We start from the raw sequence: 13,719 nt of genomic DNA, 5'->3' as shown, positions 1-13,719 counted from the left end.
GGGTTAGCTACGCATCGCCGCGCGGATTGCAACAAATGATCGCGGCCAAAACAGAGAATTTCCAAATAATTCGTCGGAATATCAGCAGTTTATGAAAAACGTGCATAGCTATGCCAATATCATGGGGCGTGCCTACTCGAAGAGGGATTTTGCGTCTTGCAGCACAATATCCGTTCTCTCCAACATGGACCGATCGATCATATATTTGTGCCAGGCGCCAAACATTATCAGCACATTGAGCCGCTGACCCGAGACTTTGTCGAGCGCCTCATTGATCAAACCGGTGTGCGCGGCGTTGATACGGGTCCAACCGCCTGGGCCGAGATCGGGGTCAAAGTAGATTTGATAGGGGGTCTGCGCGCGTTGAACGAGAACATCATACTCTGGAGTGTGAATGAACTGGGGATCGTCGGCGCGCCCGTCGATATCGCGCGAATACTGGCGCCGCGCGGCGCGATGCTCGGCCCATTGCGAGGCCCGCGCGGGATCGTTTTCGATCGCTTCAAGTTTTGCGCTGCGTTCAGCCGCCAGCTCACGCGTCCAACCCGCTGTACCAACCATTCGGAAGTCCATTTCGTTCGACAGCGGAAATACGACATCGGTGTATTCGGGAAACACACGGGTTCGCGGCTCGTCGACTTCTCCCGTTTCGGCAAAACTGGTTCGTGCCCGATCAATCCGGTCAGGCGGGATTTCAGTCAGGATCACATCTGGTTTCGCCGCCCGCACTGCTTCGCGCAGCACATCGAGGCTATAGCTCGTGCTCTCCCGATGCCGCCCGTGGATCACGCCAAGCACAGTGACGCGGGTCTCGCGCCCCGCCTCAACCTCGGGCGATGGAGCGCAGCCTGTCAGCCCCTGCCCCGCCACGCTGGCGCCAGCTGCGGCGGTAAGACCACCAAACAATGCGGATCGACGCGTAGTCTTCATATCTCACCATTCGGCGCGAACACTCCGGCGGTTACGTTTCAGATCAGTCGTTCAGCCGCATTTCCAATTGGTCATCGGCAAGGCGTCGCTGGCCAATCCGCCTCAACCCATCCTTGGCATAGCTGGAACCGCTATCGAGCGCCAAAGTGCGGTCATAATAGCGCACCGCCGTTTCGAAATCGCCAGCCGCCTCAGCGCACAGGCCAATGTTGTAGAGCAACGAGCGGTGGTCCCCGATCACCGGTTCAAGTGAAGCAAAAGTCTCGCATGCCCCTCGCTCGTCTTTCTTGGTCTGACGAATGGCATCGCGGAAGGCACGGCCCGCGTCCTTCTCCATCCCCTTGCGCGTTTCCATCACGCGAATACCCTCACGGCGAATTTGTGGAGCCAGTGCGAAACGGACCCGGTCCGCGATCTGGTTGAGCGCCTGATCGACCAGAGGATCCACGCTTGGTTCACGCTCATCGGCACAGGCACGAAAACTCCGTGTGACGTCAGAATCGTCAGAGTGGATCAAGCGTCCATCCCGATCTACAAGCCGCAAAGAGGGTGAGACACGCACCTCGACGCTGACGCACGGCACCTTCTCCTTCCGCTTTTCAACGCATTTGCGCTTTGCATCGCGGGCAACGCAGGTTTCGACTTCCTTGTCGTAACTCTGTGTTTCGCGGACATTGGTGGATACAAACCCGGACAAGGCGGCATCAGCCTCTGAGCCAATGCTGCCCGACACCACGCGCACCCATGGCGCGCCTTCAATTCTTACGTTGCGCAAACGGTCGCTAATTCGGGTTGAAAGAGCACTGCCATCCGCCCCGCCGAAACGCTCGATCGCTATGACCTCGTATAGTGCGGCGTCGGTGTTACCCGCTGGATAGATGCCTTCAACGGTGATGGTTTCCGCCGCAGCCGCGCTGGGCAATGCGGCCGCAGCCAGTCCCAGAGCCAAGCCAAAATGTGCTTTCATGAATTCCCCCGATCCGATTAGTCTCACACCTTCTCGGATCGGGGGTAAACAGTCAAATCGCTCGATATCAAAGCTATGGCGCGCCGGTGGCCATACCGAGATAGGAGCTGCTCGCTCTTTCACGTGCAGCGAGCTGCGCGTTGGCCCGGTATCTCGCCGCAATCCTGTTCGTGCCCTTGCGGTGATAGCTGTGCCGCGCCTTGATCGAGCGTGCATCGGCATAGAACCGTTCGGCCACGCCCAGTTCGCCAAAGGCCTCCGCGCACAGACCCATGTTGTAGACAACCGAAAGGTGGTCCGGATTGGTCTGATAGAGGCTGCCGAAAGCATCGCATGCGTCGCTTGCGCTGCGCTTTGTCAGCCGGATTGCCTGCTTGAACGCCGCGCGATCCGCTTTGCCGAGGCCCTTGCGCTTCTCCATGATGCGGTAACCGCGCGAGAACTGGACCGGAGCCAAATCAGCACGAACCTGACGGGCGATGCGATCAATCAGTCGATTGCCCATGTCGATATCCGAAGGGATATGCGCGTCATTGCGGCAATAGCGTGCGCTTTCGTATACCGGAGCGCGCTGTGAATAGAGCTGCGTGCCATCCACTGCGATCAAGACGATCCGCGGATCCATGCGCACGGTCAGCTCGCGACAGGGTATCCGGCGCTTCTTGCGCTCGATACACTTACCCTTGTCATTGCGTTCAATGCAGCGGGTCACGATGCGCGGCTGAACACGCTCTTCATAGACTTCGCTGTAGACCGTGCCGCGCAAAACCGCATCGGACGAGCCAGAGCCGTATCCTGCACCAGATGTTAGCCGGAAGTACCGCTCACCATTGATGGTGACACCGCCCAGCAAGTCGGTGATCGCCAGCTCGGCATCGCGGCCTGCGTCGCCTCCGAATGGAACGACCGAGAGCGCTTCAACATAACCAGGCAGATCGACATTGGCCGGATACACACCGCTTACTCGCAGCGTTTCCGCCCCCGCCTGAAACGGAGCCATCGCGCTCGCGCCGAGCAGCATCGTTGCCATGAGTTTGCGCATCACAGTGTCCTTCCCTGTTTGTATCACCATGTTTCATGTTCAGGTTTACCGCCCTGAACATGAACGCCTGATTGCGGAAAAGGCATTGTTCTTGAAATTTTTATGCACGCGCAGGAAGGCAGGCTTGCAACAGCAAGCCTGCTTTTGAAACTTTCAGTCCGAACTGGTGATTAGCCTTCGGGTTTGGCCTGCGGCTGGGGCTCAACCGTACGCAGGTGCAGTTCGCGCAGCTGCTTCAGCTCCGGCTTGCTCGGCGCACCCATCATCAGGTCTTCGCCCTTCTGGTTCATCGGGAAAGCGATAACCTCGCGGATCGCTTCCTCGCCAGCGAGCAGCATGACGATGCGGTCAATCCCCGGAGCCGAGCCACCATGCGGCGGCGCGCCCAGCTTGAACGCTTCGATCATGCCGGAGAATTCGCGGTCGACCGTTTCCTTGTCGTAACCTGCGATTTCGAATGCCTTGTACATAATGTCCGGACGATGGTTCCGGATCGCGCCCGATGACAGCTCGTAACCGTTGCAGACGATATCGTACTGCCACGCCTTGATCTCCAGCGGGTCCATCGTTTCCAGCGCCTCCATCTCGCCTTGCGGCATAGAAAACGGGTTGTGGCTGAAGTCGACCTTCTTGGCTTCCTCATCATACTCGAACATCGGGAAATCGACGATCCAGCAGAATTTGAAGCAACCCTCTTCGATCAGGCCGAGCTGTTCGCCCACCTGCGTCCGCGCGGCACCGGCGAGTTTGGCAGCGTCCTTCTCTTTGCCAGCAGCAAAGAACAACCCGTCATCGGGACCAAGGCCAAGCTCGTTATAGAGCTCTTCCATGCGCTCTGGCCCATGGTTCTTGGCGATCGGACCACCGAATTCGCCGCCCTTCCGGGTCACATAACCAAGGCCCGCAAAGCCTTCGCCGCGCGCCCAGTTGTTCATGTCGTCGAAGAACTTGCGGCTCTTCTCGTTGGTCTTGGGCGCAGGCACCACGCGAACAACGCCGCCGCCGCCCACGATCTTTTCAAACAGACCAAAGCCAGATTTCTCGAAGTGGCTGGTGACATCGCTGATGATTAGCGGGTTGCGAAGGTCCGGCTTGTCGGTGCCGTATTTCAGCATCGTTTCGGCATAAGGAATACGCGGGAACTGGCCCGATGCAGTGACGGTCTTGCCGTCTGCAAATTCAGCGAATGTACCAGCAAGTACTGGCTCCAGTGCCTGAAATACGTCTTCCTGCGTGACGAAGCTCATCTCGAAGTCGAGTTGGTAGAATTCGAGGCTGCGGTCGGCGCGCAGGTCTTCATCGCGGAAGCAAGGTGCGATCTGGAAGTATTTATCGAAGCCCGACACCATCAGCATCTGCTTGAACATCTGCGGCGCCTGCGGAAGCGCATAGAAGGTGCCCGGATGCATGCGGCTCGGCACGAGGAAATCGCGCGCGCCTTCTGGTGAGGATGCCGTCAGGATCGGTGTCTGGAATTCGGTGAAGCCCTGATCGATCATGCGCTGACGCAGCGAGGTGATGACCTTGCTACGCAGCATGATGTTGCGGTGCATCGTCTCACGACGCAGATCGAGAAAGCGATACTTGAGACGAATGCTCTCGGGATACTCCTCACCGCTGGCAACAGGCATGGGCAGCTCTTCGGCTGCGCTCTGGATCGTGATTTCGCGGGCGAAGACTTCGATTTCGCCAGTTGGCAGGTCCTTGTTTACCGTCTCCGGCGTTCTAGCTTTCACATTGCCATCAATCGTCACAACCGATTCGATGCGCAGCTTCTCGAGCACTGGGAGCGCTGGCGAGATCCTCATCGGCGACGATCTGAGTCAGACCATAATGGTCACGCAAATCGACAAACAGGACACCGCCATGGTCGCGTTTGCGCGAAACCCAGCCCGACAAACGGACGGTTTCACCGACATTTTCAGCGGAAAGCTGTGCGCAAGTGTGGGAACGATAGGCGTGCATCTAATTTCTTGTCCTGTTTGGGTGTATGACGCTAAAGGCGCGCCGTTGCGTCGCTGTGGATCAAACCGCGCGATAAAACGCTGCGCTAACAGGGCAAGACCTGCACTTTGTCAAGTCGCGCACCTCTCATAATAACGGGGTCGGCAACGGCCCGAGAGCGGCACTCCGCTCAAACCGCAAGAAGATAAAATGAAAATACACGATCTGATTACCACCACCGATGCGCTCGCGGACCTGTGTGAGCGGCTGGCGAAATCCGAATTCGTCGCGGTCGATACCGAATTTATGCGCGAGAACACCTACTGGCCTGAATTGTGCCTGGTGCAGATCGCCAACACCGAAGAAGCCGCTGCGGTCGATCCGCTGGCCGACGGGATTGACCTCACCCCGCTGCTCGACCTGCTGACCGAGAATGACGAAGTTCTCAAAGTCTTCCACGCGGGCGGCCAAGATGTCGAAATCATCGTCAACCTGACCGGCAAGACCCCCAGCCCAGTCTTTGACACGCAAATCGCGATGATGGCGATCAGCCAGTCGGAACAAATCGGCTATGCAAACCTTGTCGACACATGGCTCAACATCCAGATCGACAAGGGCGCGCGCTTCACCGATTGGAGCCGGCGCCCGCTGACCGACCGTCAGATTGAATACGCCATTGGCGATGTGACGCACCTGTCAGAGATTTTCCCGAAGATCCTGCAAAAGCTGATCAAGACCGAGCGTGGCGCTTGGCTTGATGCAGAGATGGAAAAGCTGGCCGATGCGAGCAAGTACATCATCGATCCTGACACATCGTGGAAGCGTATCCGCTCGCCGGGCCGCAATCCGCAAGTTCTGGGCCGTCTGAAATCGCTCGCCGCATGGCGAGAGGGCGAGGCACAGCATAAGAACATCCCCCGTGGCCGGATCATGCGCGACGAGACACTGGCCGATATTGCTAGCCACCCGCCCAAGAAACAGGCGGACCTGTCCAAGGTTCGCGGCCTGTCGGCGGCGTGGAAAGACAACGATATTGGCAAACGCATGATGAAAGTCATTGCCGATGCTGAACCGCTGCCCAAAGAGGAAATGCCCGCCAAGATGAAACGCGGCGCACCGCTGGGCAAGGAAGGCGCGCTGGTTGCTGACCTGCTCAAACTGCTGCTCAAAATCCGTGCCCGCGAGATCGACGTCGCCGCCCGCCTGCTCACTCGTGCAGACGAGATGGAAGCGCTTGCCGCCGGGGTGCGCGATCTCAAGGTGCTCGAAGGCTGGCGTTACGAAGTATTCGGCAAGGACGCGCTTGAGCTGGTCGAAGGCAAAACCGCCTTCGCCGTAAAGAACGGCAAGCTGGCCATGACCCATATCGACGAAATGCAGGCGAGCATGGAAGAAGCGCTGGCGGCGGAATAACATGTCCACTTACCTCCCCACCATCAAGCAGCTGCAATATCTCGTCGCGTTGCACGAGCATGGCCATTTTGGCCGTGCCGCCGATGCCAGCTTTGTGTCGCAATCGACGCTGTCGGCGGGCATTCGCGAGCTAGAGTCGCTGCTTGGCGTGACATTGGTCGAGCGCAGCCGCCGTGTGGTGCGTTTCACTGCGCTCGGCGAGCAAGTGGTGGCCAAGGCAAACAAACTGCTGCGCGAGGCAGAGGAATTGTCTGATCTGGTTCAGGCGGCAGGCAAACCTCTATCGGGACAACTTCGCATGAGCGTCATCCCGACCATCGCGCCGTTTATGCTCCCCCGTATCCTGCCGCGCCTGAAGAAGGAGCGGCCAGATCTCAAACTGATGCTGCGCGAGGAAACCTCGCAGGACGCGATGGATTCGCTACAGCATGGCCGCGTCGATTGCGTTCTGCTCGCCCTCCCCTTTGACACGGGCGAAGCCGATTGGGTGCATATCAGCGACGACCGCCTGTTTGTGGCATTCCCCAAGGACGATCCACGCGATCCCCCTGCAGCCATCGCCCCCGATATGATCGATCAGGGGCGGCTATTGCTGCTCGAAGATGGCCACTGTCTGCGTGATCACGCTCTAGCTGCGTGCAACCGCAGTGAGCTGCGCGCCAGCGCCAGCATGATCGGCACATCGCTGCACACGCTGGTGCAGATGGTCGACAATGATCTGGGCCTTACCATGCTGCCCGAAATGGCGATCGACGCAGGTATCCTCGCCAACACCGAAGTGGTCGCACGACCGGTGGAAAGCGAAACCGCGAAGCGCGAAATCGTGCTGGTATGGCGCAAGAACTCCCCGCGCGAAGCGGACTTCAGATTGCTCGCCGACGAATTGCGTGCGGGTTAGCTGAGAACGCTAAGGGGCGGAAACCCTGCCAGCCCATCAATCCATGTGCTTCAAGCCGACCCGCAAGTAATCCCAGCCTGTGATGCAAGTCAGGATCGCCGCGATCCAAAGTGTCGTCAGACCAATTACGTGGATCCAGCTTTCGGCGAAGGTCTTGCACCCATCGCCAAGCTCCTGACACGGTTGACCATGGACTGCGCCGCCAAAGATCAGCGCGGCAAGCGCGATCAGCTGGAACGTGGTCTTCCATTTGGCCAGCTTTGTCACCGGCACCGAGACCTGAATGCCACCAAGAAATTCGCGTAGGCCGCTGACCGTTATTTCACGGATTAGGATGATTGCACCGGCAATCACATGCATGTCGCCAACATATGGGCCGCGTAGAAAACCTTGAGCGGTCAAAATCAGGATCACCGAAGCGACCATGATCTTGTCTGCAATCGGATCAAGAAAGATGCCAAGCTTCGAAACGGTCCCCTGCGCGCGCGCAAGATAGCCGTCAAAAAAGTCGGTGATCGCGATCAACGCGTAAAGGAAAAAGCCGATCAGATAACCAAGCTGCCAATCCGGCCACCACAGAAAAAAGCCCAGCAGCGGCACCGCAAGAATGCGCGAAAGCGTAAGAATATTCGGCAAAGTCAACATTTCATGACCGCCTTAGCGCGTCGGAATGAAAGGCAAAAGACGTATAGCAGCACTTGTTAACGCCAGAGCGTTCGCTATGTCATGACGTAAGGGCAAGGTAGGTTTCACCTAAAACACACATATGACCACTTCGACGCACCTCATGCGCCAGAAGCGCTTCTTGCCGCTGATGGTCACACAGTTTTTCAACGCATTCAACGACAACCTGTATCGCTATGCTGCGTTGTTCTTCGTGGTCTATGCGGTGTTCAATGATGAAAGCACCGAAGGCGCATTTTCGGGCTTCGCCAGCTTTATCTTCATCCTGCCATTTGTAATATTCTCCGCGCTCGCCGGGCAACTGGCTGACACGCGAGACAAGGCGGCGATCATCCGCGTGGTCAAGCTGTGCGAAATCGGATGGGTGATATTGGGCGCGATTGGCCTGTTTATGGCGTGGCAGGGCATCGCGGTGTACACCTTCGCCATTCCGCTTCTTCTGCTGGTCACCTTCCTTGCCGCGACACAATCGGCATTTCTTGGGCCGATCAAGTACGCAATTTTGCCGCAGCACCTGAAAAAAGAAGAGGTGCTCGCCGGCACGGGCCTAGTCGAAGCGGGCACCTATATCGCTATTCTCGCGGGCACGATCCTGGCTGGGATTATCCCGGTTGAATGGGCGATCGTCGGCATCTTCATCACCGCAATTGTGGGCTATATTTCGGCACGCTACGTGCCTGACGCTCCACCACAGAGCGATTACGAGATGCACTTCCCGGTGCTCGAACCATTCCGCGAAAAGACTAAAAACAAGCTCAAGCGCTGGCTCTGCTATCCCTTCGTCGCGATTGCCGACCAAGCCGTGATGAGCACGCGGCTGATCAAAGAGACGACCCAGAACCGTGTCGTCTGGCTATCAATCATCGCGATCAGCTTTTTCTGGACCATTGGTGCGGTTCTGTTCGTGCTGTTCCTGCCGCTCGCGAAAAACCAGCTGTTCGCCGATCAGGATGTGGCCAGCCTGTTCCTGGTGATCTTCTCGTTGGGCATCGCGATTGGATCGGTATGTATCAACGCACTGTTAAAAGGGCAGGTGTCGGCCAAATATTCGTCCATCTCGGTGATTGTGATGGGCGGCTTCGTCATCGGCTTCTACATAATCGCCAAAGCATGGCCGACCAGCGAAACGGGCGAGTTGCTCAAATGGACCAGCTGGATCTTTGAACCCAGCGCGGTGCCGCTTTCGCTGATGTTGCTGGGCATCACTACAGCGGGCGGAATGTTCGTGGTGCCGCTCTACGCGTTCCTCACCACGCGGTGCGCTGATGACGCTGCCAGTCGCACGATCGCAGCAAACAACATCCTCAACTCGCTCGGCATGGTGACCGGCTCCGCCGTCGCGATGGGGATGAGCTTCGTTGGTATCCCGGTGGTGGATCAGGTGCTGCTGGTCGCCGCAATGACGGGCGTATCCGCCTATCTCGGCTGGCTGTTGTTCAAGGCCGAGAAGGAAGACAACGCTGCGCGTGGCCTGCTCGATCTAGAGGCAGACCCTAAAGGATAAAGACCAGCACCGCTGCGGTTGTCGCAACGTAAGTGCTCACCACTCCGCGCACATCATCTTTGGTCAGCGCCCATAGCGTCTCTGCTGGAATATCAATGAGATCGCGCTTCACGCGTGGCGGCAGGCTTGCCCGAAACGGATGGCGGGCGGATTCGTCAGTTAGGACGAGGCTGCGACGCATTGCTTTTACCCTCTTCGTATTTTTATTGGGTACGGCGTCTTTTCGCGCCGCCCGATGCGAGCGCGTTAACACTTTCTTAACTTTTCGGAAGCGCGGCGAAACACCCTGTTACACAGCGGGACAGTTAGCCGCCGTGTTAACCCCGTTGGTCGGCCCGGCACCATTTGCTTACAATTGAAACCATCGCTAAGCGCGGCGCAGGACTCGGGAGGATTTTTCTTGGCGGACTCAACGCGCACAGCGGCCCAGTTGCTGGTCGATTGCATGGTTCAGCAGGGCACTGACCGCATCTTTACAGTGCCGGGCGAAAGCTTCCTCGCGGTGCTCGATGCGCTGCACGATGATACCGATATCGATGTCGTGACCTGCCGTCAGGAAGGCGGCGCTGCGTTCATGGCTTGCGCTGACGGGGCAATGAGTGCGGCAGAGACTCTGCGTCCCGGTATCGCCTTCGTCACTCGCGGACCCGGTGCGACCAACGCCAGCATTGGCGTGCACGTCGCGCATCAGGATCTGCAGCCGATGATCCTGTTCGTCGGTGATGTCGCGCGCCCGATGCGAGACCGCGAGGGGTTTCAGGAGGTCAATTTCGAGGCGTTCTTTGGCCCGATCTGCAAATGGGCCGCGCGCATCGATGATCCCGCGCGCATTCCTGAATATGTCGCGCGGGCCTATTCGGTCGCGATCAGCGGCAGGCCCGGCCCCGTGGTTCTAGCGTTGCCTGAAGACATGCTGTGCGATGCGGTCGATCCCGCGATCAAACCACGCCCGACTGTCACCCGCCCTGCGCAAGCCGTTTGCCCCGATGCGATGCAAGCTTTGTTTGGCCTGATCGCAGACGCCGCCAGCCCCATTGCCGTCATCGGTGGAGCTGGCTGGAACGCTAAAGCACGCGAGCATTTTCAGGCTTTTGCCGAGAAGATTGGCCTCCCCGTCGCGACTGCTTTCCGCCGGCAAGATGCGATTGATCCCGCCTCCACCGTGTATGCAGGCAACATGGGATACGGCCCCAATCCTAAGCTTATCGAGCGGGTGAAACAGGCCGATTTGGTGCTCGCGGTCGGCGCGCGATTGGGAGAGGCGACCACTGATGGCTACACCGTCCCCCACCCTGAACATGCCGAGCAGTTGCTGGTCCATGTCCATCCTGATTCTGATGAACTGGGCCGAGTCTATCTGACCGAACTGGGCCTGTGCTGCTCGGTCGATGAATTCGCCGAAGCTGCCGCGCTTTGGGAGGACCACTCGATCATTCCGTTTGATGCGGGCGCCGAAGCCAATGCTGAATGGAAGGCATGGGCAACGCATACTCCATCGAACAATGCGCCCGCGCTCGATATGGGCGCCTGCGTCACACAAATGCTAGCGACCTTCCCCGCTGATACGATTATCTGCAACGGCGCGGGTAATTTTTCAGGCTGGTGGCACCGATACTGGCGCTACGCCGATTACCCCTCGCAACTCGCCCCCACAGCGGGCGCTATGGGATATGGCGTGCCAGCCGCCGTCGCCGCTGCCCTGCGACACCCTGATCGTACCGTTGTTGCGGTTGCCGGAGATGGCGACTTCCTAATGAATGGGCAGGAGCTTGCCACCGCTGTGCAGCACGGTGCGAATATGATCGTGCTGATCGTTGATAATAGCGCATACGGCACGATCCGCATGCATCAGGAGCGCGAGTATCCAGGCCGTATCTCGGCCACTCGCCTTGCAAACCCCGATTTCGCAGCCTTGGGCACGGCCTTTGGCGGTTGGAGCGCCTATGCGCGGACAACAGAGGAATTCACTTCAGCATTGGCCGAGGCACAAAGCCGCGACGGTCTGCGCCTGATCCACATGCATATTGATATCGAGCAACTGGCCGCAAGCGGTGCGACCATCAGCGGGCTGCGCGCTAAAGGTTGACGGTCAACCTTCTGCCATCTGGCAGATCAGTTCCCATTCGTCTGGCTTGATCTTGGCCACGGAAAGCCGGGAAAGGCGCACAAGCTCGCAATCAGCAAGCTTGGGCTCCGCTTTGATCTGCTTGAGCGAGACGGGGTGCTCGAACTTGCGCTTCGGCTTTACCTTCACTGCGGCCCATTTGCCCGTCTCATCTGTGGGATCCAGGATACCCGCCACACTCACCGTACAGATACCGACAATCTCCAGTCCCTCACGCGAGTGATAGAAAAAGCACTCATCGCCGACGTCCATCGCACGCAAGTTCAGCTTTGCGGTGTGATTGCGGACACCATCCCAAACGCCTTCTTTCTCAGCCACAAGGTCATCCCAACCATATTTGAACGGTTCGGACTTAATCAGCCAGTAACTGGGCATACCAGAAGCCTTTCTCGAGTATTGGGTTCGACGCTGAGTACCGCTCTGATCGCGTCGCTGTCACCCCACTTTAGGTGATAGACCGTAGCATTAACCTGATTTTTATTTGCCAATGCGAGGACTTGCATTCCAAAACTTCAGGGGATGTGCCGCAACGGCATTTTGGGACAATTGCGGGCGAGCAAAAAGAACAAGCGCCTTGGAAGCGCAGAACGCGATCTGATCGCGCTCGGCATCGCGGCAGGAGCCATTCTTCTGTTCGTCGCGACCGGCGGCACCGTCCTACCTGATGTTTTCAAAGCGATGTTCGGCAATGGCGATGTCAAAAAGCCGGACCAGCTTCTCCTCACCGCCTTCCTCTTGAACATCGCGCTCGTCATTTTTGGATGGCGACGCTATCGACAGCTCACTGTTGAAATTTCCGAACGTCGTCGCGCGGAAGAAAAGGCGCGCGAACTCGCCGAATACGATCCACTAACCGGATGCCTCAACCGTAGAAGTATGGCAAACGCCGTAAGCATCTCGCGTGGAAAGGCACACGAGGCTGATCAAGCGATCGCCTTCGCGATGATCGATCTCGATAATTTCAAGCAGATCAATGATATGCACGGCCACAGCATCGGCGACCAAGTGCTGATTGAGCTGGTTGATCGCGTTTCCAGAGAGCTTCCGAAGAGCAGTGAATTGGCACGGCTTGGCGGAGACGAATTCGCATTTGTCGTTCAGCATGATCCTAAGTCGCCGGAACGGATCGATGACCTTGTGATCCGTCTTTTCGAACGAGTGATACCGACATTTCGACTGGAAGACATTTCGCTTGATGTCACAATGTCCATCGGCATCGCCAGCGACGTACAAGGATCAGACAACGACCAGACCGAGGTTACCTCTGATGAGTTGATGCACCGCGCAGACATCGCGATGTATCACGCCAAGAACGAGGGCAAAAACCGGTTCTTTTGGTTTGAACCCTCAATGGAAGCCGAGCTTCGATATCGCAACGAGTTGGAGACGGGTATCCGTCGAGGGCTCTCAAAGGGCGAGTTCGTCCCATATTACGAACAGCAGATCGATCTTCAAACAGGTGAGATCGTCGGGTTCGAAATGCTGGCGCGCTGGCATTCACCAGAGCTGGGCATCATTAGCCCGGAAGTTTTCATCCCTGTTGCCGAGGAAATCGGTGCGATCTCCGAGCTATCGGATCAATTGATGGCACGCGCCTTTGTGGATGCGAGCGAGTGGGACGAGGAGCTTACGCTTTCCATCAACGTTTCCCCCGTGCAATTGCGCGATCCATGGTTCGCGCAAAAGCTGCTCAAAACGATGGTCAAGTACGGCATGTCGCCGAAGCGACTTGAGGTGGAAATCACCGAAAGCTCACTGCACGACAACATCGGGATGGTCAGATCGATGATCACATCGCTGCGCAATCAAGGCGTGAAGGTAAGCCTTGATGACTTCGGCACTGGCTATTCATCACTCGAGCAGCTTCGCAGCCTGCCGTTTGATCGGCTCAAGATCGATCGAACCTTCGTCCGTGAGTTGCACGAACCGAACGCAAAATCGACGATTGTGGACGCAATCATCTCGCTGGGCCGTGGTCTGGAAATGCCCATTACGGCTGAAGGCATTGAGAACGAGGCAATTCTGAAACGTCTTCGCACCATGGGTCAACTCAAAGGCCAAGGGTTCCTCTATGGGCGGCCAGAACCGATTGATGACGTCCGAAAGCGCCTAGCCGAACAAGGAAAGCTGGCGAAGAAGGCCCCACAAAACGAAGTGAAAGAACGACCAGCACAACGCCGACTGCGCGGGCGCGCCGCTATGTAACGTGCGC

Annotated in this window: 11 protein-coding genes and 1 pseudogene; 5 read left to right on the top strand and 7 right to left on the bottom strand. The window is 57.6% G+C overall.

Annotated elements, in window-relative coordinates; translation table 11 throughout:
* Positions 1-132: 132 nt before the first annotated feature.
* The 4 genes and pseudogenes from AC0V6K_RS12495 to aspS all read right to left on the bottom strand — a co-directional run bounded on the left by AC0V6K_RS12495 (position 133) and on the right by aspS (position 4,904).
* Entirely contained in the window at positions 133-930 is a 798-nt protein-coding gene (locus AC0V6K_RS12495; protein WP_472622713.1) for a hypothetical protein, read from the bottom strand.
* A gap of 43 nt (positions 931-973) precedes the next feature.
* Positions 974-1,897, bottom strand: coding sequence for a hypothetical protein (locus AC0V6K_RS12490; protein ID WP_472622711.1), 924 nt, complete (start codon positions 1,895-1,897; stop codon positions 974-976).
* A 73-nt stretch (positions 1,898-1,970) separates the two neighbouring features.
* The gene (locus AC0V6K_RS12485; RefSeq protein ID WP_472622709.1) at positions 1,971-2,939 is read right to left on the bottom strand and encodes a hypothetical protein; all 969 of its coding nucleotides are present in this window, start codon (positions 2,937-2,939) and stop codon (positions 1,971-1,973) included.
* 170 nt (positions 2,940-3,109) lie between these two features.
* A pseudogene (aspS, locus tag AC0V6K_RS12480) lies at positions 3,110-4,904 on the bottom strand (aspartate--tRNA ligase).
* Positions 4,905-5,093: 189 nt separating this feature from the next.
* On the opposite strand from aspS, the gene rnd reads away from it, so the two are divergent.
* Entirely contained in the window at positions 5,094-6,296 is a 1,203-nt protein-coding gene (gene rnd / locus AC0V6K_RS12475; RefSeq protein ID WP_472622707.1) for a ribonuclease D, read from the top strand.
* A 1-nt stretch (position 6,297) separates the two neighbouring features.
* Positions 6,298-7,194: a hydrogen peroxide-inducible genes activator gene (locus tag AC0V6K_RS12470; RefSeq protein WP_472622705.1), complete on the top strand. Its 897-nt coding sequence runs from the start codon at positions 6,298-6,300 to the stop codon at positions 7,192-7,194.
* A 36-nt stretch (positions 7,195-7,230) separates the two neighbouring features.
* Here the strand turns inward: AC0V6K_RS12470 and pgsA are convergent, their stop codons facing one another.
* Positions 7,231-7,839, bottom strand: coding sequence for a CDP-diacylglycerol--glycerol-3-phosphate 3-phosphatidyltransferase (pgsA, locus tag AC0V6K_RS12465; RefSeq protein ID WP_472622703.1), 609 nt, complete (start codon positions 7,837-7,839; stop codon positions 7,231-7,233).
* A gap of 121 nt (positions 7,840-7,960) precedes the next feature.
* Here pgsA and AC0V6K_RS12460 point away from each other — a divergent pair, with 121 nt between their 5' ends.
* Positions 7,961-9,382 (top strand): MFS transporter, encoded by a 1,422-nt coding sequence (locus tag AC0V6K_RS12460; RefSeq protein WP_472622701.1) that lies wholly within the window; start codon positions 7,961-7,963, stop codon positions 9,380-9,382.
* Here the strand turns inward: AC0V6K_RS12460 and AC0V6K_RS12455 are convergent.
* Positions 9,372-9,563: a hypothetical protein gene (locus AC0V6K_RS12455; protein WP_472622699.1), complete on the bottom strand. Its 192-nt coding sequence runs from the start codon at positions 9,561-9,563 to the stop codon at positions 9,372-9,374. The genes AC0V6K_RS12460 and AC0V6K_RS12455 overlap by 11 nt on opposite strands.
* A gap of 219 nt (positions 9,564-9,782) precedes the next feature.
* Here AC0V6K_RS12455 and AC0V6K_RS12450 point away from each other — a divergent pair, with 219 nt between their 5' ends.
* The gene (locus tag AC0V6K_RS12450; protein ID WP_486172655.1) at positions 9,783-11,468 is read left to right on the top strand and encodes a thiamine pyrophosphate-binding protein; all 1,686 of its coding nucleotides are present in this window, start codon (positions 9,783-9,785) and stop codon (positions 11,466-11,468) included.
* A gap of 3 nt (positions 11,469-11,471) precedes the next feature.
* Here the strand turns inward: AC0V6K_RS12450 and AC0V6K_RS12445 are convergent, their stop codons facing one another.
* Entirely contained in the window at positions 11,472-11,882 is a 411-nt protein-coding gene (locus AC0V6K_RS12445; protein WP_472622697.1) for an EVE domain-containing protein, read from the bottom strand.
* A gap of 144 nt (positions 11,883-12,026) precedes the next feature.
* Between AC0V6K_RS12445 and AC0V6K_RS12440 the strand changes: the two genes are divergently transcribed.
* A complete protein-coding gene (locus AC0V6K_RS12440; RefSeq protein ID WP_472622695.1) occupies positions 12,027-13,712 on the top strand; it encodes a putative bifunctional diguanylate cyclase/phosphodiesterase in 1,686 nt (561 codons plus the stop codon).
* Positions 13,713-13,719: the final 7 nt, after the last annotated feature.

The sequence above is a fragment of the Erythrobacter sp. S43 genome (assembly GCF_057364955.1).
The sequence above is the reverse complement of the archived record's forward strand: the minus strand, read 5'-3'. Positions and strand labels throughout refer to the sequence as shown.